The organism is Aestuariibaculum sp. YM273, from assembly GCF_030908365.1.
GTDB lineage: Bacteria > Bacteroidota > Bacteroidia > Flavobacteriales > Flavobacteriaceae > Aestuariibaculum > Aestuariibaculum marinum.
The window spans coordinates 706,610-726,233 of record NZ_CP133090.1 but is presented as its reverse complement, the minus strand read 5'-3'; the positions used below and the strand labels follow the sequence as shown (position 1 = coordinate 726,233).

At 34.2% G+C, this 19,624-nt stretch carries 17 protein-coding genes and 1 pseudogene; 11 read left to right on the top strand and 7 right to left on the bottom strand.

Going from position 1 to position 19,624, the window contains the following annotated elements:
* Positions 1 to 2: 2 nt before the first annotated feature.
* From RBH94_RS03230 to RBH94_RS03195, 8 genes are all read left to right on the top strand, one after another.
* A complete protein-coding gene (locus RBH94_RS03230) occupies positions 3 to 1,088 on the top strand; it encodes a diphosphomevalonate/mevalonate 3,5-bisphosphate decarboxylase family protein (RefSeq protein WP_307882335.1) in 1,086 nt (361 codons plus the stop codon).
* Between the two features lie 58 nt (positions 1,089 to 1,146).
* The gene (locus RBH94_RS03225; protein ID WP_307882334.1) at positions 1,147 to 2,076 is read left to right on the top strand and encodes a mevalonate kinase; all 930 of its coding nucleotides are present in this window, start codon (positions 1,147 to 1,149) and stop codon (positions 2,074 to 2,076) included.
* 53 nt (positions 2,077 to 2,129) lie between these two features.
* Complete coding sequence (locus tag RBH94_RS03220) at positions 2,130 to 3,044, top strand: geranylgeranylglycerol-phosphate geranylgeranyltransferase (RefSeq protein ID WP_307882333.1); 915 nt, start codon at positions 2,130 to 2,132, stop codon at positions 3,042 to 3,044.
* A gap of 41 nt (positions 3,045 to 3,085) precedes the next feature.
* Positions 3,086 to 3,961, top strand: coding sequence for a pseudouridine synthase (locus RBH94_RS03215; protein WP_188223100.1), 876 nt, complete (start codon positions 3,086 to 3,088; stop codon positions 3,959 to 3,961).
* Between the two features lie 479 nt (positions 3,962 to 4,440).
* A complete protein-coding gene (locus tag RBH94_RS03210) occupies positions 4,441 to 5,838 on the top strand; it encodes an arginine decarboxylase (protein ID WP_307882332.1) in 1,398 nt (465 codons plus the stop codon).
* A gap of 180 nt (positions 5,839 to 6,018) precedes the next feature.
* On the top strand, positions 6,019 to 6,993 hold the full coding sequence (locus tag RBH94_RS03205) for a deoxyhypusine synthase family protein (protein ID WP_188223102.1): 975 nt from the start codon (positions 6,019 to 6,021) through the stop codon (positions 6,991 to 6,993).
* Between the two features lie 23 nt (positions 6,994 to 7,016).
* Complete coding sequence (locus tag RBH94_RS03200) at positions 7,017 to 7,370, top strand: hypothetical protein (RefSeq protein WP_307882331.1); 354 nt, start codon at positions 7,017 to 7,019, stop codon at positions 7,368 to 7,370.
* A 15-nt stretch (positions 7,371 to 7,385) separates the two neighbouring features.
* Positions 7,386 to 7,613 (top strand): hypothetical protein, encoded by a 228-nt coding sequence (locus RBH94_RS03195; protein WP_307882330.1) that lies wholly within the window; start codon positions 7,386 to 7,388, stop codon positions 7,611 to 7,613.
* Positions 7,614 to 7,659: 46 nt separating this feature from the next.
* On the opposite strand, the gene RBH94_RS03190 is transcribed toward RBH94_RS03195, so the two are convergent.
* A complete protein-coding gene (locus RBH94_RS03190) occupies positions 7,660 to 9,042 on the bottom strand; it encodes a mannosyltransferase (RefSeq protein WP_307882329.1) in 1,383 nt (460 codons plus the stop codon).
* A 235-nt stretch (positions 9,043 to 9,277) separates the two neighbouring features.
* On the opposite strand from RBH94_RS03190, the gene RBH94_RS03185 reads away from it, so the two are divergent.
* Positions 9,278 to 11,905, top strand: coding sequence for a glucosidase (locus tag RBH94_RS03185; protein ID WP_307882328.1), 2,628 nt, complete (start codon positions 9,278 to 9,280; stop codon positions 11,903 to 11,905).
* Positions 11,906 to 11,991: 86 nt separating this feature from the next.
* On the opposite strand, the gene RBH94_RS03180 is transcribed toward RBH94_RS03185, so the two are convergent.
* Genes RBH94_RS03180 through RBH94_RS03170 form a run of 3 tightly spaced genes read right to left on the bottom strand, consistent with a single transcriptional unit; the run spans position 11,992 to position 14,643 of the window.
* Complete coding sequence (locus tag RBH94_RS03180; RefSeq protein ID WP_307882327.1) at positions 11,992 to 13,482, bottom strand: cellulose synthase family protein; 1,491 nt, start codon at positions 13,480 to 13,482, stop codon at positions 11,992 to 11,994.
* A complete protein-coding gene (locus RBH94_RS03175; protein WP_307882326.1) occupies positions 13,479 to 14,171 on the bottom strand; it encodes a glycosyltransferase family 2 protein in 693 nt (230 codons plus the stop codon). The genes RBH94_RS03180 and RBH94_RS03175 overlap by 4 nt, the downstream gene beginning before the upstream one ends.
* The gene (locus RBH94_RS03170) at positions 14,158 to 14,643 is read right to left on the bottom strand and encodes a hypothetical protein (RefSeq protein ID WP_307882325.1); all 486 of its coding nucleotides are present in this window, start codon (positions 14,641 to 14,643) and stop codon (positions 14,158 to 14,160) included. Before RBH94_RS03170 ends, RBH94_RS03175 begins: the two co-directional genes overlap by 14 nt.
* 96 nt (positions 14,644 to 14,739) lie before the next feature.
* Here RBH94_RS03170 and RBH94_RS03165 point away from each other — a divergent pair, with 96 nt between their 5' ends.
* A complete protein-coding gene (locus tag RBH94_RS03165) occupies positions 14,740 to 15,747 on the top strand; it encodes a glycoside hydrolase (RefSeq protein ID WP_307882324.1) in 1,008 nt (335 codons plus the stop codon).
* A 111-nt stretch (positions 15,748 to 15,858) separates the two neighbouring features.
* Positions 15,859 to 16,590 carry a metallophosphoesterase family protein gene (locus RBH94_RS03160; protein WP_307882323.1) on the top strand — a complete coding sequence of 244 codons (732 nt, stop codon included), beginning with the start codon at positions 15,859 to 15,861 and terminating at the stop codon, positions 16,588 to 16,590.
* On the opposite strand, the gene RBH94_RS03155 is transcribed toward RBH94_RS03160, so the two are convergent.
* The 3 genes and pseudogenes from RBH94_RS03155 to RBH94_RS03145 all read right to left on the bottom strand — a co-directional run.
* Entirely contained in the window at positions 16,591 to 18,096 is a 1,506-nt protein-coding gene (locus RBH94_RS03155) for a carboxypeptidase-like regulatory domain-containing protein (RefSeq protein ID WP_307882322.1), read from the bottom strand.
* A gap of 60 nt (positions 18,097 to 18,156) precedes the next feature.
* Positions 18,157 to 19,041 (bottom strand): sterol desaturase family protein, encoded by an 885-nt coding sequence (locus tag RBH94_RS03150; protein WP_307882321.1) that lies wholly within the window; start codon positions 19,039 to 19,041, stop codon positions 18,157 to 18,159.
* 140 nt (positions 19,042 to 19,181) lie between these two features.
* Positions 19,182 to 19,363, bottom strand: a pseudogene (locus RBH94_RS03145) (SAM-dependent methyltransferase); the annotation flags it as partial.
* Between the last annotated feature and the right edge of the window lie 261 nt (positions 19,364 to 19,624).

Here is a 19,624-nt window from a genome sequence, read left to right as displayed (position 1 = left end):
ACATGACCGAAGCACAATTTATTCCTCAAGCATATATCAAAACAGTTGAACAAGGTAAGGTAACCTGGGAGTCGCCAAGTAATATTGCCTTAGTGAAATACTGGGGAAAGAAGAAAAATCAAATCCCAGAAAACCCATCTATCAGTTTTACACTTAACAACTGTAAAACCATTACGACCTTAACTTTTGAAAAAAAAGAGGATACGTCTGATTTTGATTTTGAAGTGTATTTAGATGGTGAAAAAAAGGACGGTTTTAAACCAAAAATCGAAACCTTTTTCAAGCGTGTTGAAGCGTATGTTCCCTTTTTAAAGGATTATAAATTTGTAGTTGAAACACGAAACACCTTTCCACATAGTTCGGGTATCGCTTCTTCCGCAAGCGGGATGAGTGCCATGGCCTTGTGTTTAATGAGTGTTGAAAAGCAGTTGAGTTCTAACGAAATTTCAGAAGAATATTTCAATCGAAAAGCATCATTTTTAGCGCGATTAGGTTCAGGAAGTGCTTGTAGAAGTATTGAAGGCGATTTGATAGTTTGGGGCGAAAACGAAGTTGTTGAAGGAAGCAGTGACTTATTCGGTGTGAAATATCCGTATGCGGTTCATGATAATTTTAAGGAGTATCAGGATAGTATTCTCTTGGTTGATAAAGGCGAAAAGCAGGTGAGTAGCACAGTTGGTCATAATTTAATGTTTAATCATCCGTATGCCCAAAACCGATTTGCTCAGGCGCACGATAATTTAGAAAAATTAAAACCTATTTTAGAATCTGGAAATCTGGACGAATTTATCAGTGTAATAGAAAGTGAAGCTCTAACGCTACACGCTATGATGATGACTAGTATGCCGTATTTTATTTTAATGAAACCAAACACTTTGGAAATTATCAATAAAATTTGGGCTTTTAGAAAAGAAACAGGATTACACATTGGATTTACTTTAGATGCCGGAGCTAATGTACATGTATTATATCCGAAAAATGAATCAGAAAAAATCTTAGAATTTATAAAGAACGAGTTAGTTGTTTATTGTCAAAACGAGCAATATATTTGCGACCAGATAGGTTTTGGTGCGCAACAAGTACAATAATATTCTTATCTTTGTCTAAAATATTGGTTTTAAGCGTGTAGCTAATTGAATGTAACTTATGAAAGGACCTCTTTTTTACTCGAAAATTTTATTGTTTGGTGAGTACGGTATCATCAAAGATTCTAAAGGCTTATCAATTCCTTATAATTTTTATAATGGGGCTCTAAAAGTTTCAGAGAACCCTACCGAAGAGGCGATACAATCTAATGCTAGCTTAAAACGATTTGCGGATTATTTAGAAAACATAAATCCGGAGTTGGTAACTTTCGATATCGCTGCTTTAAAAAAAGATGTTGAAGAAGGCATGTACTTCGATTCTTCTATTCCGCAAGGTTATGGTGTTGGAAGTAGCGGTGCTTTAGTGGCTGCGATTTACTATAATTATGCGCAGGATAAAATTACGGTTTTAGAAAATTTAACGCGTGAAAAATTATTACAGTTAAAATCGATTTTTTCTGAAATGGAGTCGTTTTTTCACGGTAAATCATCAGGGTTAGATCCGTTAAACAGCTATTTAAGCATTCCAATTCTTATAAATTCTAAAGATAATATTGAAGCGACTGGAATTCCTTCTCAAAAACCAGACGGAAAAGGTGCTGTATTTTTATTAGATAGTGGTATTGTTGGTGAAACCGCACCAATGATTAGCATTTTTATGGAAAATATGAAACAGGAAGGGTTCCGTAGTATGCTTAAAGATCAGTTTATAAAGCATACCGATGCCTGTGTTGACGATTTCTTAAAGGGTGATGTGAAATCGTTATTCCAAAATACAAAACAATTATCTAAAGTAGTTTTAAGTCATTTTAAACCAATGATTCCAAAACAATTTCACGAGCTTTGGAAAAAAGGACTAGAGACTAACGATTATTATCTTAAACTGTGTGGTTCTGGTGGCGGAGGCTATATTTTAGGGTTTACTGAAGATATAGAAAAAGCTAAATCAGCATTGTCTGATTATAAACTGGAAGTGGTTTATAACTTCTAAAACTTCTGTCATTCTGAAACGTTATTCAGAATCTTATAAACATTTATAATTCTATGCTTAACCGAAGACAGAAACATATTCTAATTAAGTTTTTTAGTATGTTTTCTGTAGTTCGTGGCTACAATATTCTTATTATTGTTATTGCCCAGTATTTAGCGAGTATTTATATCTTAGGAAATCATTTGCCGGTGAAATCGGTGGTGTTTGATTTAAATTTATTTATGCTGGTTATGGCAAGTGCGATGACGATAGCTGGTGGTTATATTATCAATAATTTTTACGATTCGGAGAAGGATTTAATTAACAGGCCGCAAAAATCGATGCTGGATCGATTGGTAAGTCAGAATACGAAACTTTCATTGTATTTTGTTCTTAATTTCTTAGCAGTTATTCTGGCAAGTTATGTATCGTTTAGGGCTGTATTGTTTTTCTCTGTGTATATTTTCGGTATTTGGTTTTATTCGCATAAGCTTAAGAAGTTGCCGTTTATAGGTAATTTAACTTCGGCAATCCTCACTATTACCCCGTTTTTTATCATCTTTATTTATTACAAGAATTTTGAGCCTGTAATTTTTGTTCATGCCATGTTTTTATTTTTAATGATTTCCATGCGAGAACTCACAAAGGATCTGGAAAATATAAAAGGAGATATGGCTCAGGATTATAAAACCATTCCTATTGTTTATGGCGAGAAAGCTTCAAAACTAATGCTTACTATTTTGGGAGTGTTAACCGTGATTCCGGCATATTTACTTATTAATAAATTTCATGTGGGGAAGATGAGTTACTTTTTTTACGCGAGTATCTTTTTATTAATCATTTTTCAGTTTCTATTGTGGAAATCAAACAGTAAATTGCAGTATCTTATACTTCATAATATAATAAAGTTCATTATTCTGGCAGGGGTTTTTAGTATTCCTCTTATTGATATTTCACTGGTTTTGAATAAAATTACATTAATTCGTTAAGGAACGAATTATAGATTATCTTTGCACAAAAATTATAACGAATGAGCAGACATCAAGGGACAAATAGAAAAGGGAAACCTTCAGGAAGAAAGCAGCAAACAGGGTCCAATAGAAATTCTAGCAGAGGTGCCGGAAATTCTAATACCAAAAGCTTTGCCAGAGGAAATGCGCCTGTGAAAAAAACAAGCTCAAATCAGCAAAAATCGAATTCAGATGAAATTCGCTTAAATAAATACGTTGCAAACTCAGGAATGTGTTCTCGACGAGAGGCCGATGTGCATATCGCTACTGGGTTGGTAACCGTAAATGGAAAAGTGGTAACCGAAATGGGATATAAAGTGAAGCCTGGAGACGAAGTACGTTACGATGGTTCGCGTATTAATCCTGAGAAAAAAGCCTATGTGTTATTAAATAAACCAAAAGGTTTTGCAACGACCACAAGTGAAGGAAAAGGAAGAACTGTAATGGATTTGGTTGCCAATGCAACCAGTTCTAGAATTAAACCGATTGGTCGTTTAGGAAGAAATTCTAAAGGTCTTATCTTATTTACAAACGATGAAGCTATTGTTAATAAGTTTACCAATTCAAAAAATGGGGTGCCGCGTTTATTTCACATTGAGTTAAGTAAAAACTTAAAGCTGGAAGATTTAAAGAAGATTGAAGCCGGATTTAAAATAGATGATAAACTAATTACAGTAGAAGAGATTAGTTACATTGACGGCGCTTCTAAAAAAGAGATAGGTTTAAAAATTAAGAATACCGGAAACACTATTATCCGAACAATTTTTGAACACTTAAACTACGATATTGTAAGTTTAGATTGTGTGGCTATCGCACATTTAACAAAAAAGGATATTCCAAGAGGTCACTGGAAACACTTAACCGAGCAGGAACTTAATGGTTTACAAATGCTGTAAGGTTTTGTAAATCAATAATAAAGAATGTTAAGACCAGTAAATTGTTATTTGCTGGTCTTTTTTTGTTTAAAATTGACGGTTTTTAACGGTGATATTTAAAAATATAAAGGTTGCTGAGTGGCTGATTTCATTGGAATGCCCTGTGTTTATTGGTTAAAAAAATATTCAAAAAAAATATTCAAAAGAGTTTGAAATTCATTTTTTTGTATTTCATTTGTAACCTAATTAGCTGAACAATTGAAATCTGTTTTTATGTTCGGGCTTTTGAACAATAGGAAGTCATTTTCAAGAGCAGCTTATAGATTAAGTAACCGAATTTTAGAGCTAGCTTCCGCGTATTACATCTTTTTAAGTCAACATTTGTTTGGCTTTATTCCTACGACTCATCCTCAACTACAGGTTTGATATATTTTATTTGATATTGACTTAATATTGAATTATATTATAATTCTCATTTTTAAAATATTTAAAATAAAATAATGAATACCAAATACATCGATTTAATTAATCAAACATTCGATTTTCCACAAGAAGAGTTTAAACTGGAAGATAAACACTTACAGTTTCATGATATTGATTTAATGGCCTTGGTAGAGGAGTATGGAGCACCTTTAAAATTCACGTATTTGCCTCAAATTTCTAATAATATAAATAAGGCAAAAGGTTGGTTTAATAAGGCTTTAAAAAACAATAAGTATAAAGGGAAATACCATTATTGTTATTGTACAAAAAGCTCGCACTTTAAGCACGTTTTAAACGAAGCATTAAAGAATGATATTCATATAGAAACCTCGTCGGCTTTCGATATTGATATTGTTGAAAATCTTAAAAAAGAAGGTAAAATTACCGATGATACTTTTGTAATCAGCAACGGATTTAAACGTTCACAATACGTAACAAATATTGCCAGACTTATTAATAACGGACATAAAAACGCTATTCCAATTATTGATAATTACGAGGAGTTAGATTTACTGTCTCAGGAAATAGAAGGTAAATTTAATGTAGGAATTCGAATTGCATCAGAGGAAGAGCCTAAGTTCGAGTTTTATACCTCTAGATTAGGTATTGGTTATAAAAATATTGTTCCTTTTTATAAAAATCAGATTCAGGGTAATAAAAAAGTAAACCTTAAAATGTTACACTTTTTTATCAATACCGGTATTCGTGATAATGCGTATTACTGGAATGAGCTGCACAAATGTTTAAAGGTATATACGAGTCTTAAAAAGATTTGTCCGACTTTAGATAGCTTAAATATTGGAGGCGGTTTTCCAATTAAAAACTCGTTGGCTTTTGAATTCGATTATGAGTATATGGTTGATGAAATCATCAATCAAATTAAATTAGCTTGTGAGGAGGAGGAAGTTCCGGTGCCACATATTTTTACTGAATTTGGAAGCTTTACAGTTGGTGAAAGTGGTGGAGCTATATACGAAGTGCTATACCAAAAACAACAAAACGACCGTGAGAAGTGGAACATGATCAATTCATCATTCATTACAACGCTTCCAGATACCTGGGCGATTAACAAGCGTTTTATCTTGTTACCAATTAACCGCTGGAACGATAGCTACGAACGTGTGTTGTTAGGAGGTTTAACCTGTGATAGTGACGATTATTACAACAGTGAACAGCATATGAATGCGATTTACTTACCAAAGTATAATAAAGAAAAACCGCTTTATCTAGGGTTCTTTAATACCGGTGCGTATCAGGAAACCATTGGAGGATTTGGTGGGTTGCAACACTGTTTAATTCCGTCGCCTAAACATATTCTAATCGATAGAGATGAAGAAGGAAACATTACAACATCACTATTTAGTGAACAACAAAAAAGCGAAGATCTGCTTAAGATTTTAGGTTACGATAACTAAAATTCGAGAACAAAAGGAATGTGTGTTTGTTGGGTAAATAATGTTTTAGAATGAATACAAATTTCAGAATTGTTTAAAGCAGCATTGTATTATAAAAGGTTAAGTTATAAATTTATACGTGAAGAAGTGATTGAAAATAAGAAATGCTTCAGCGTAAAAACATATTAAAGCATAAAGAAAATGAGTACCAAAGGACCAATTTCACAATTTATAGAAAAGCATTATTTGCATTTTAATGCAGCGGCATTAGTCGATGCAGCAAAGGGCTATGAAGCACAATTGGCTTCAGGAGCTAAAATGTTAGTGTCGTTAGCAGGAGCTATGAGTACAGCGGAATTAGGTAAAAGTTTTGCTGAAATGATTCGTCAGGATAAAGTACAGATCATCTCTTGTACAGGAGCAAACCTGGAAGAGGATATCATGAATTTAGTAGCGCATTCGCACTATAAGCGTGTGCCTAACTATAGAGATTTAACTCCAAAGGAAGAGTGGGATTTATTAGAGCAAGGATTAAACCGTGTTACCGATACTTGTATTCCTGAGGAGGAAGCATTCCGTCGTTTACAAAAGCATATTTTTGAAATCTGGAAAGATGCCGACGATAAAGGTGAGCGTTATCTGCCACATGAGTACATGTATAAAATGTTATTATCAGGTGTGTTAGAGGAATATTACGAGATCGATTTAAAAGATTCTTGGATGTATGCAGCAGCCGAAAAGAATTTACCTATTGTATGCCCAGGATGGGAAGATAGTACAATGGGGAACATTTTTGCAAGTTATGTGTTAAAAGGCGAGCTTAAAGCAAGTACCATGAAATCTGGTATTGAATACATGACCTTTTTAGCAGACTGGTATACCGATAATTCAGAAAACGGTATCGGATTTTTCCAAATAGGTGGTGGTATCGCTGGGGATTTTCCAATCTGTGTTGTGCCAATGTTATATCAGGATATGGAACGCACGGATACACCATTCTGGAGTTATTTCTGCCAGATTAGCGACTCAACAACCAGTTATGGTTCTTACTCGGGAGCAGTACCAAACGAAAAGATTACTTGGGGTAAATTAGATATCGATACGCCTAAGTTTATTATAGAAAGTGATGCAACTATTGTTGCGCCGTTAATTTTTGCATATTTATTAGATCAATAATATAACCAACCCAAAAAATTAAAATGTTACGTAAAATTGTAGATTACAAAAAGTTGAATCAGGATATCTTAAATCTTCTGGTAGACAAATTTCCTGATGGATATGATGACTCCGATGTGATTTCATTTAGAAATGCTCAAAATGAAATTATTGAGGCGGTGGAGGTACGTACCGATGATACTATTTACTTAGTAAAAGTTGGTAAGCGTCTTGTACAAGCAATGGAAGACTTTGGTGACGATGATAGTGATGATAACGATACCGAAGTAGATTTCGAAAGCGTAAAAGTTGAAGACGGTGATGAAGATACTGATGAAGACGAGGATTCAGCAAATGATGTTGCTGATACCGACGATGAAGATGACGATAACGACTAAATAATTGTATGTGTAATGAGAACAGCTGTTTTTAAGTCTTACAAAAAAGGGTATTTTACTTTTTGGTTTGAAAATGGAGAGGAATTGGTTTTCGAAGAAGTTCATCCAAGAGTGTTAAAACAATACGATTTAAAGAACGACAAAAGTTATATCGATCAAGAGTTTAGAATAACGTTTGTTGAGGATTATGAAGATGATGATGCTGTAATTTATAGAGTGGAAAGTTTAAAACCAATCCAATAAATTTAAAATCTTCTACCTTATAAAAGAAAGATAAGAGTCTGCTATTTTAAATAATGGCAGACTTTTTTATACCCAAAGGTTTCTTTAAAATAACTTCCCATGTAAACGCCGAATAGACAATAAGGTATTCTGAGGCAATTATCCAAAGGTTTTCCTGATCCGCAGTATTTGAGTAGGCTAAATAACTTAAAATAATAACAAAGCTCCATATCAATGGGAATTTGTATGTTGTAAACACCGATAAAATTAAAAGTGTGGCAATGTACCATGGATGCACCGTTGTGGCAGCAAAATAATAAAAGCTAAGTACGAAAAGCATTGAAGAAATAAGCAGCGGTATGGATTTGTTATTTCTAAAAAAGGTTACAATTAAGACAAATAGAATAACTAAAACAGGAATATATTTTCCAATAATGGCAATTTCATTATATCCTCTAAAAGTATATCCTATAGCCCTTGCTATGTAATATAAACTTGCATTGAATTCAAATCGTTGGAACCACAAACCAACAGTTTGAGTATAGTTGTTAATAAATTCGGAAGATGTAAACGGAAGAAAACTAATGATAATTACCAACCCAACGATACTATAATATCGTGTTAATTTTAGAATACCTTTAGTTTTTGAAGTCTCTCTGTTCATAAACAATTGAAACAATAATGGTAAAAACATTAAAGGAATAAGTTTTGTAGAAACCGATAAGCCTAAAGTAACAGCAGACAGGATCCAGTGACCTTTGTAAAGTAAATATAAACTCCAAATTAAAAAGAAAATCATGACACCTTCAAAATGAATATTACCTGTTAATTCAATAATAATAAACGGGTTGAGTAAATACCAAAATATGTTATGAACAGGCTTGTTAATAACCTTTAAAAGTTGCTTTCCGTAGTAGAAGGTCCCAAAATCTGCCGCAATAATTATTAAACGCATTACAACCACCGAACCCAAGATATTGGTTTTGGCAAATAGTGCTGCAATTAAAAAACACAACTGATTTAGTGGAGGGTAATTGGTAAAGTGACTAGCGTTTAGCTTACCCATGCCTTTAAATAATTCTTCGGCTTGTGCTACCGGGAATTCATTGTTGTTTATAAAGGATGCAACATTAAATAAATAAGGGTTGTAACCTTCAAGCAATAGTCTGCCATCCCATATAAATCGATAGAAATCTTGAGATAGATTCGGTATGGCAAAAATAAATAGTGCACGGAAACCAAAGGCTAAACCCGTTAACAACTTAATGTTTGTTTTGTTATAATTAACAAGTGAATAAAACAATAAAAATAGTGTGCTATACAATAAAAGTAACTTAGGGTAGTCAGTGCGAACTAAGTCGTAGGCGAATATAAAATATAAAACAGAAGAAGCTGTTGCTAATAGAATTAGGGCTTTCTTATTGTTTTCAATTTGTAAGTTGCTAAACATATTTCAAATATAACATCATTTACAATGTATTACGAGTCTAAAAGTTTTTGACTTCCTTAATTTTTTGAGGACTTTTTTTAAGGACATTTTAAAAGAACAGCCTTAATAAAGTCAATTAGCTAATTCTTTTGTTGAAAATTATTTTTTGGAATAAAAAACCTAAATTTATGTAAGACTATAAATGCCGTTAGTTGACTTTCAGTAACATGAACGCTAACAAAAAGAAAAGATTGATATGAAGCAAAAAGGGCCTGAAGCAAAGCGATTGGAAGTAGCAGACGCTTATAGACATTGGAAAAATTGGGGGCCTTATTTAGCCGAGAGGCAATGGGGAACTGTCCGTGAAGATTATAGTTTGTATGGAGAATCCTGGGAATTTATAGATCACGATAAAGCACGCAGTAATGCATTTCGATGGGGAGAGGAAGGTATTGGCGGATTTTGTGATTCTCGAGAGATTTTATGCTTAGCACCGGCTTTTTGGAATGGTAAAGATGCCATCTTAAAAGAACGTCTGTTTGGTCTAACCAATAATCAGGGTAATCACGGTGAAGATGTTAAAGAACTTTATTTTCACCAAGTATCAACACCTACACATTCTTACTGCAAATATCTTTATAAATATCCTCATAATGAGTTTCCATATAGCGATTTGGTAAACCGAAATCGGAGAAGTCGTGAAGAACCGGAATATGAACTCCTAGATACGGGCTGCTTTAAAAATAATGCTTATTTCGATTGTTATATTGAATATGCTAAAGCCGACGTAGGCGATATTTTATTAAAAGTTACTGTTGTTAACCGCGGGAAAAAGGCAGCCGATATTCATGTTTTGCCTCATCTGTGGTACCGCAATTTCTGGAAGCATAATAATAGGTTTGAACGCCCTAGTATGAGGTTGTCAACATCTCAGGAGGAAGCTGTCGTGGCAAGAAGTATTCGTAATGGGCGTTACTATTTTTATCATGAAGGAGGAGAGCAATTGTTTTGTGAAAATGAAACAAATAATAAACGCATTTATAATGTGCCTAACGATGTGCCTTATGTAAAAGACGGTATCAATAATCATGTTATAGAAGGCAAAGCTTCGGTTAACCCTGATAAAACGGGTTCTAAACTAGCAATTTGGCATCAGTTTAAACTTAAGCCAGGAGAAGAAAGAAGTGTAAAAGTGCGATTAAGTAAAAATAAAATAGAATCACCTTTTGTTGATTTTGATGCCGTTTTTAATCAAAGACAACAAGAATGTGAAGAGTTTTATAATGAAACCATAGAAAACAATGTGCCGGAATCTCATAAAAAAGTGGCGAAAGCAGCTTTTTCTGGGTTATTATGGACGAAGCAGTTTTATTATTATGATGTGTTTAAATGGCTGTTTGGAGGACCTGGAGAAGCAAAACCAGATCGCGTAAATCTTCGAAATTACAGCTGGCAACATCTAACCAACAGGCATGTAATTTCTATGCCTGACAAATGGGAATACCCTTGGTATGCAGCCTGGGATTTGGCCTTTCATATGGTATCTTTTGTTGAGGTCGACCCGTATTTTGCTAAAGAACAATTGTTACTAGTGCTTCAGGAAAGTTATATGCATCCTAACGGACAAATTCCGGCTTACGAATGGAATTTTAGTGATGTAAACCCTCCGGTGCATTCGTGGGCTGTATGGAGTGTTTATGAAAAAGATAAGGAATATACAGGTGTTGGAGATACAGCGTTTTTAGAAAAGGTATTTCAGAAGTTACTTATTAATTTTACCTGGTGGGTCAATCAAAAAGATAAAAATGGTATTGATTTATTTGAGGGTGGATTTTTAGGTTTAGATAACATTGGTGTTTTCGATCGAAACCATATGCCTCCGGGAATCACCAGAATGCAGCAAGCTGATGCCACGAGTTGGATGGCACTATTCACGATTAATATGCTGCGTATGTCTTTGGAACTGGCTAAAACCAACAAGATTTATGAGGAGGTCGCTGCTAAGTTTTTCAGGCACTTTTTAAACATTGCATGGGCGATGCATCATATTGGTCAAAAAGACATATCGCTTTGGGATGATGAAGATAATTTCTACTACGATGTTGTTGAAATGGAATCGGGAGCAACAGAGCGTTTAAAAGTACGTTCGTTGGTGGGTATTATTCCTTTGTTTGCTGTGGAGATTATTCATAAAGATTTATTTGAAGAATTAAAAGAATTTAAAATACGTGCAGCTGAAATTGTAAGAACTCGCCCAGATTTAGCATCGTTAATTTCTAATATTGAAAAAATAAATGACGATGGCTATCATTTATTTTCTATTATGCGTGGTTTTAGGTTAGAACATTTATTAAAACGTATGTTGGATGAAGATGAGTTCTTGTCAGACTACGGTATTCGTTCACTATCTAAATATCATGAAAAACACCCGTTTGTTTTTGAGCATCATGGGCGTCATCAAATACAATATGAATCTGGTGAAAGTAGAACCAATATGTTTGGCGGAAACTCGAATTGGAGAGGTCCGATTTGGATGCCTTTAAATTATATTATTATCAGATCCCTTCGAAAATATTACAGTTATTACGGCGATGCTTATACTTATGAATATCCAACAGGATCAGGAAATAAACTCAATTTGAAGCAGATTTCGAATGAGTTAACAAAACGATTGGTGAAACTTTTTGAGCGTAATAAAGACGGAAAATATCAATACCACTCCGATGATGAGAATCATATGTTTTCCAAAGAAGAACATTTTAAAAATGAACATTTATTCTATGAGTTTTTTGATGGTGATAATGGAAAAGGGTTAGGAGCATCGCACCAAACCGGATGGACTGCACTAATCGCTAATTTAATTATGGAAATGGATGAAGATTAATTGAATGAAATCATCCTAACAGAAACAAAAAAGGCTCGCTAAATAAGCGAGCCTTTTTGTTGTTTTATGTAGACGTTCTATGAAACTTATACTTTAGAGGTTAGCGATTTAATAAATACATAGCCAAACCCAACGAATAACATCAAGTGGAATGGGAAAAGCCCAAAGTCTCCTCCTTGATTTCCTACGATAAAGGCGCTATACATCCCAAACCCAAAATATAACATCAGTAATCCTTCAAAAATTACATGGATAGAAACCGTTTTTTTAAGGTATTTGTTTTTCTTCCAGCTGTCTTTTAATGTATTAATATTGAATTTAGGGGTACGAACAAATTCACTTTTCTTACCCCAATGGCCTTCTAATACCGCAATCGAGTTGTGTAATGAGAAGCCCATAGCGATTGAGAAGAACACAAAGAACATACCTATATATCTGATGAAATTCTTGATGCCACCTCCGTAGGTGTTTTTATACATAAACCAATAACACACAAAGAAAATGATGGTACTAATCACAAAGAAACTCATGACATAAAAGTATGGTTTTAAGTGAGTGTACTCATTTTTAATGTATAACATTGGAATACTTAAAATACCAACGATTAATACGTTTAAGAACATGGTGCTGTTTAAAAGGTGCAATAACCCGTGAAGCTTTGTTTTTGCAGATATGTTTTCACTCTTCAATACGCGCCAAAGCATTTTTCTAAAGTTTTCGGCACCACCTTTATTCCATCTAAATTGTTGCGAACGTGCTGCGCTAATTACAACGGGTAATTCGGCAGGTGTTTTTACGTCCTCTAAATATTTAAATTTCCAGTTTTTTAATTGGGCCCGGTAGCTTAAATCTAAATCTTCAGTTAAGGTGTCTCCTTCCCAGTTTCCTGCGTCAAGAATACAGGTTTTACGCCAGATTCCGGCAGTACCGTTAAAGTTGATAAAATGACCTTTTGAGTTTCTTCCAACTTGTTCTAAAGTAAAGTGTGCATCTAAAGCAAAGGCCTGAATTTTTGTAAGTAGTGAGTAGTTGCGGTTCAAGTGTCCCCAACGGGTTTGAACCACACCAATGTTTTCGTCTTTAAAAAACGGAATAGTACGCTGTAGCCAGTCGGTTTCTGGTAAAAAGTCAGAATCAAATATGGCAACAAACTCACCTTTAGCAATGGTTAGTCCTTCTTTTAAAGCGCCTGCCTTAAAACCGGTTCTGTTGGTTCTGGTAATATGTTGAATATCTAAACCTGTAGCTTGTAGTTTTTCTACGTGCTTACGCGTAGTTTCTATAGTTTCGTCGGTTGAATCGTCAAGAACCTGAATTTCAAGTTTGTCTGTTGGATAGTCGATTTTAGCAATGTTATCTAATAAACGATCCATAACGTACATTTCGTTATACACTGGCAATTGGATCGTGACGAAAGGGACTTCATCAGGATTCGATAAATCGAATGTTTCACAAGTATCCTTACATCTCTTGGATGACAGGTAATTGAAAAGAAGGTTTAGTTGCGCTAAAGCATACATGAAAATAAGCAATAGTGCAATGCTATAAATAATGATAACTGTTGTTTCTAAAATCATTTCTTAATACTATATTTAAAAATCCAACCTAAGATTTTAATGCCCGCAAATATACTACCTTTTATGGTTCCTGAAACTTTTGAGACACCAATTCTATTTCGATAATTTACGGGTATTTCTGTGTATGATAATTTGTGTTTTAATGCCTTTAATTGCATTTCTATGGTCCACCCATAGGTCTTGTCTATCATGTTTAAATTCAGTAATTTATCGTATTTAATGGCACGAAAAGGTCCCAGATCGGTATATTTTGCAGAAAAGAATAAGGTCATCAAGTTTGTGGCCAGCCAATTGCCAAAAATTTGTGGTCCAGTCATGGACCCGGGTTCACGTAAATTTTTTACTCTAGAACCAATAACAAAGTCTATATTATTTTCGATAATAGGCTGCACTAGTTTGGTTAATTCTTCTGGGTAATCGCTATAGTCTCCATCCAAAAATACAATAATATTTGGTTTTTCAATCTTATTTTCAATGTATTGCATGCCTTTTAAGCATGCATAGCCGTAACCTTTATTGGTTTCGGTTAATACGGTGGCTCCGGCATGTTTTGCATTTACCTCAGTTTGATCGGTGGAGTTGTTGTTAATAACTATAATTTCATCAACTATATCTGGAATGTCCTTAATAACTTTGGCAATAGAATCTTCCTCGTTGTAAGCAGGAATAATAACATTAATTATTGTCATTTGGGGGAGAAATATAATTTAGGTTTAATTTTTTTTGGCGCTTCTGAAGGTATTCTTCTTGTTGGGCAGGAACAATATGCTTGTCAAAATACCAAGACGACCATTTTTCTAAAGAAAGAAAAATACCAATACCTAAAACTATAATAATTACAGTAACCAAAATAAGATTGTTTCTTTTACGTTTTGGGTCTATAGAACATTGGTTTTGTTTTTTACGATACATAAAAATACCATAAACACCTATGATTACTGCGATGCCACGTAAAATCCAAGATCCCAACCCAACGGAGCCATCTTCAGCATAAAAAAAATCGGCAAACGATATGGCGTAAATACCTCCCATTAAACCAAACATAAATAAAACCGCAGGTGCAACGCAGCATAAAATACCTGCAATACCTGCTGATGCCGCAAATTTAAAGGCCCATTTAAAAATATTAGGTTCTTGGTTTTTGGTTTTTAATTCGTTCATAGTTTTTTCAATTTGTCCTTTAAAGTTTGGCTACCTTTCAAAAAAAAAGGTTTAATTAAGATGTTAGATAATTAAATATAGCATTATTTTTCAGGTATGAAACGTTTTATAATTATTGGTTTAATGGTTTTGCTGAGTAGTTGCGATATAGCTTCTGTGGCAAACAACAAAATTAACGGCGTTAGTTTTGTTGCTTCCAGAGATTCCATAAATAATGCGCACGTTACCCCGGTTATTAATCTTCAGGCAAATTATGTTGCAATAATGCCTTTTGGGTTTATACGTAATTTAGAGCATCCTCGGATTACATACAATTCAAATAGACAATGGTTTGGTGAAACTAAAGAAGGCGTACAACAGTATGTTAAGGCTTTTAAAACCCAGAATATTCGGGTAATGATTAAACCTCAGATATGGGTGAGTCGTGGTGAATTTACAGGGAAAATAAAAATGAATACAGAAGTCGCATGGACAGAATTAGAGGAAACCTATTCTAGTTTTATCTTAGATTTTGCCAAAGTGGCTGAAGAAACTCAGACGGAATTATTTTGTATTGGTACCGAGCTTGAAACGTTTATTGACCATCGGCCGGAATTTTGGTCAGAACTGATTAGTAGCATTAGAAAAGTATACTCCGGTAAATTAACCTATGCAGCTAATTGGAATGAATATAACCGCACCCCATTTTGGAATCAGCTGGATTTTATTGGAATTGATGCTTATTTTCCAGTGAGCAATTTAAAAACACCATCCGTTGAAAGTTGTAAACAAGGTTGGGAAAGTTATAAGCCTCAGTTAAAAATATTTTCAGATAACTTAAAGAAACCTGTTTTGTTTACCGAGTTTGGTTATCGCAGTGTCGATTATGCCGGAAAGCAGCCATGGGAATCTGACAGACGAATGAATGCCGTAAATCTAGAAGCACAGTTAAATACAACTCAGGCTTTGTTTGAAACTTTTTGGAATGAGGACTGGTTTGCTGGAGGTTTTCTTTGGAAATGGCACCATAAACATGATAGTTCGGGGGGAGAGGAGAATTTCATGTTTACGCCGCAGAATAAACCCGTTGAGGTTTTAGTTAAAGATTGGTATACTCGTTATTAATTTTTTAGTTCTCCTTTTATGTATTCGGTAAATCTTCAATTTTAACTTATAATAACGTTGAAGCTTCTTTTGTTTTGAGCTAATCTTTTAGTTTTGTGGAAAAAAGCAAGTATGAGTACATATGCCATTGGAGATATTCACGGCGGTTTTAAGGCTTTAATTCAGGTTTTAAATAAGTTGGAGGTTAAAGACGAAGATACTTTAATTTTTATGGGCGATTATGTGGACGGATGGAGTGAGTCGGCACAAGTTATTGCCTTTCTAATGGACCTATCTGAAAAAATAAACTGTGTTTTTATAAAAGGAAATCACGATGTCTGGTGTGAAGACTGGTTAAAGTCTGATTATGTGAACCCTACCTGGTACATACATGGTGGTAAGGAAACTATGGAGAGTTATGCAGGGTTTTCTAAAGAGGAAAAGTTAGCACATCATGCTTTTTTTAACGACATGCCTTGGTATTATATTGATGATGAAAACAGGCTGTTTATTCATGCCGGATTTACTTCAATGCATGGGGTAGGTAAGGAAGCAATGGCTAGTAGTTTTTCAACAGATCGAACTTTATGGGAAATGGCCTTGGGGTTAGATAAGTCGCTCAATAACGATTCCCCAAAGTACCCAAATCGATTAAAGCATTATAATGAAATTTTTATCGGCCACACGCCAACCATTAATTTCAATTCATTTGAACCTATGCATGCGGCTAATGTTTGGAATATTGATACCGGCGCTGCTTTTTTCGGATGCATTACAGGAATGAATGTCGATACTAAAGCCTATGTGCAAAGTGATATTGTTAAAGATTTGTATCCCGACGAAAAAGGTAGAAATAGAAATTAACTATTCCATAATTTTAAAATCTTTAATAGCTTGATTCGGTTCAATAATGTTGTAGCCAGCCCAGAAATCTGGATCGTAAGCAGGTAAATAAGTCGGAGTTACTTTCGGGTTTTCCTTGAAACTGTTGTATTCATTTTCAGAAATCGTATGGTTTTCAAAAACAACGAGCACTTGTTTTGATGAACTAGAAAGTATAAAATGAATATCGGAAACCAATTCGTTTTGTTTTCTTCGACCTCGAGTATTTTTGTTTTTTTCAACAATTTTTAAAGGTCTTTCAATACCGATATTATGACCTTGTGTATTTTCGGCGAAACGAAGCGAATAGCTTTTGTCTTCATTTTTACCATAAATTAAGGTGCCTTCATGTTTGTATTCTTTGAATGAGAATCCGAGTAAACTAAAATTTCTTAAATCTTTTACATTTCTGTAATCGACACGAACCACTGCAAAATCATCGGTATTTATATAAAGTACGCCTTGGTAATCTGCACCCCGCTTCGGAGTAAAGCTAATTTTATACACAAAATCATCATTTAAAAATGCATAATCCAAAAGTTGATATTCATATTTATTAGATTTATGAATAAAGTTGAGGTCGCTTTTTTCTGAGACAAAACTTTCGTTAATCAAGTTGGATATCACTTGTTTGTTACTCATTAAAAAGAGTTCTTTTCTTGAGTTTTCATCGGCTTCCTGTTCGTCGATTAAGGATTTCGTTTGTTTGTTATTCTCGGTATCAAAAAACGATGAATCAATACTTTCTTTAGTACCAAACCAACCCGATTTAATTTTTAAATACGAATCACGCTTTATGTGTTTTTGAGCAATGTCTTTTAGTTTGTTTTGAAAGCCTTTTAAGTTGATTTCGGTGTCTTTGTTGTATAATTTCGATGCTTTAATAACATTAAGTTTTTCCGATTGGCTGTAATTGTTAGTGTAAAGGTCTCCTAGAAGTTCGGTATGGTAATCGTTGTTTTTAGGAAGCGACTGAATCACGCTGTCGATGAATGTCTGATTGAGTTCGGGAATACTACTTTTTTTAATGTCAATCTCTTGTTTTTGCATTTTGGTGTTGAACGATGTTCTTGAGAAGAGTGTGCTTTTGGTAAACTCGGTACTGTAGTTTTGCAAGAGGTTGTCTTTAACTTTGTCTATGATTTCTTCCGGGGTATAATGTTTGTTTGAAACGAGAACTTCATCTAATTCAATGGATTTTGGACGTAGTAAAACGATACTGTCTTTAAACTTTTTAACTGGAAGATTTTTACTCTCATAACCCAAACACTGAATAATTAAATCGATGTCTTCTGTAGTATTCAGATTAATTTGAAATTCACCATATTCATTACTGATAACTCCAAAATTTTTAGCGGTAGAAATGGTAGCAAAGGGAATGGGGTTTTGGGTTATAGAATCTAAGATTGTGGCTTTTATAGTTTCTTGGGCAGATACAGAAATATGGAGCCATATAATGCAAAAAAAGAAGGTGTAGGTGAGTTTCATAGTATTTTGCTTTACCATAAAAATAGGCGATTCACCTGTTATAATGTAACAATCAGGTGATTATTTTTTATTTAAAGGGTATAATTCCTGACTTATAAAATCTTTCGGAAACGCTTCATCACCTTCAAACCCTAGTTCTATATCTCTCCCGTTATAAGGGATATGAGCAGTATTGAACAAGTAATCCCAAATGCTTAGGGTAATGCCATAATTTATTCCAAATTTAGCTTGTTTGGGCAAGTCTTTAACGTGGTGCCAGATGTGCATTTTAGGATTGTTTAAAATGTATTTTAACGGACCGTAATTCCAGCCTAAATTAGCATGATTTAAATGACCAATAGTAATGTTAAAAAAGTGAATGATGGCTACATCCTGAGCATCAAAACCGCCAATAATAGCCATAGGGATATATAGTAACGATTTGTACACCACCGGTTCCATCCAGTGGTAGCGTAAATGTGCTGCAAATCCCATTTCTTTTACAGAATGATGCACTTTGTGAAAATTCCAAAGGAGTGGCACATGATGCAGTAGTCTATGAGTGTTCCATTGAATAAAATCACCAACTATAAAAAATACAAATAAGCCTAATACTTTTGGTAGGGCGTCGACATCGAAAAGTTGGAAGCTGGAAATGCTTAATCCAAAAATAGATAAGATATCGTTAAAAAACTGAGCCGCTGTATTCGATAAAGCAATGAGTACGATTAAATTCAGAAGAAAAAAGTTGAAAAACATATAAAAGGTATCCAACCAAAAGTCTTTTCTAAATATGGATTGTTGTTTTCGCCACGGGAAAATAATTTCTAAAAGCCAAACCGCTAACGAAATAAAAATGAGACCATAGAAATAATTGTCCCAATGGTTAATGGTAATTAATTCGTGCTTTAGGTAATTCCAGTAACCGGTGTAAGATTTTTGTATTATTTCTATATATTTATCCATAGCCACTAACTAAACGTAAAAATAAGACATTATGAGGACATTAAATAGCTTTTTTAGCTGAGTATTCCGAAAGTCACCAAACAACATATAATAAAAGAATTCATTATGTGTGTGCCGGCTATTTTCTTTTCGGTTGTCGCGCTGTTGGTTAAATCTCGAGCATGAACTGTACTTCCGCAGCCATAATTCATCTCTTGCATGATTTTCGGGATTTTTATCCAGGTAATTCCAAAATGGGATTTGTAGCGCAACACAAACCAACATTGGGCGTTAGTGCAGCTTCTTCGTAAACATTGTGAGTAGTTTCAAGGTAACAACTCATAAGGTGATTTGTATAAAATCGAAGTCCCAATGATGTTGTGAAAATAACAGATTTGGATGAGTTTTTATTCAAGGTGATATTGAATTTTTTTGATAACGACATCTTTTTCTTTAAGCATCTCGTAAATAATAGGTCGGGATTGCTTATTGGTGCCATTTGTCGAATATATCGCGTTAAAAGCAATATGAATTTGTACAAAGGCGTTTAACATATTCCAAAATTGCTAATTTCGGCCAGCCCTAAATTTATTAATATTTAACT

Coding starts and splice junctions, on each gene's coding strand:
- RBH94_RS03155 (WP_307882322.1), bottom strand. CDS start 18,096: ATGAAACTCACCTACACCTTCTTTTTTTGCATTATATGGCTCCATATT.
- RBH94_RS03225 (WP_307882334.1), top strand. CDS start 1,147: ATGAAAGGACCTCTTTTTTACTCGAAAATTTTATTGTTTGGTGAGTAC.
- RBH94_RS03165 (WP_307882324.1), top strand. CDS start 14,740: ATGAAACGTTTTATAATTATTGGTTTAATGGTTTTGCTGAGTAGTTGC.
- RBH94_RS03195 (WP_307882330.1), top strand. CDS start 7,386: ATGAGAACAGCTGTTTTTAAGTCTTACAAAAAAGGGTATTTTACTTTT.
- RBH94_RS03205 (WP_188223102.1), top strand. CDS start 6,019: ATGAGTACCAAAGGACCAATTTCACAATTTATAGAAAAGCATTATTTG.
- RBH94_RS03175 (WP_307882326.1), bottom strand. CDS start 14,171: ATGACAATAATTAATGTTATTATTCCTGCTTACAACGAGGAAGATTCT.
- RBH94_RS03210 (WP_307882332.1), top strand. CDS start 4,441: ATGAATACCAAATACATCGATTTAATTAATCAAACATTCGATTTTCCA.
- RBH94_RS03160 (WP_307882323.1), top strand. CDS start 15,859: ATGAGTACATATGCCATTGGAGATATTCACGGCGGTTTTAAGGCTTTA.
- RBH94_RS03215 (WP_188223100.1), top strand. CDS start 3,086: ATGAGCAGACATCAAGGGACAAATAGAAAAGGGAAACCTTCAGGAAGA.
- RBH94_RS03200 (WP_307882331.1), top strand. CDS start 7,017: ATGTTACGTAAAATTGTAGATTACAAAAAGTTGAATCAGGATATCTTA.
- RBH94_RS03190 (WP_307882329.1), bottom strand. CDS start 9,042: ATGTTTAGCAACTTACAAATTGAAAACAATAAGAAAGCCCTAATTCTA.
- RBH94_RS03170 (WP_307882325.1), bottom strand. CDS start 14,643: ATGAACGAATTAAAAACCAAAAACCAAGAACCTAATATTTTTAAATGG.
- RBH94_RS03185 (WP_307882328.1), top strand. CDS start 9,278: ATGAAGCAAAAAGGGCCTGAAGCAAAGCGATTGGAAGTAGCAGACGCT.
- RBH94_RS03180 (WP_307882327.1), bottom strand. CDS start 13,482: ATGATTTTAGAAACAACAGTTATCATTATTTATAGCATTGCACTATTG.
- RBH94_RS03220 (WP_307882333.1), top strand. CDS start 2,130: ATGCTTAACCGAAGACAGAAACATATTCTAATTAAGTTTTTTAGTATG.
- RBH94_RS03230 (WP_307882335.1), top strand. CDS start 3: ATGACCGAAGCACAATTTATTCCTCAAGCATATATCAAAACAGTTGAA.
- RBH94_RS03150 (WP_307882321.1), bottom strand. CDS start 19,041: ATGGATAAATATATAGAAATAATACAAAAATCTTACACCGGTTACTGG.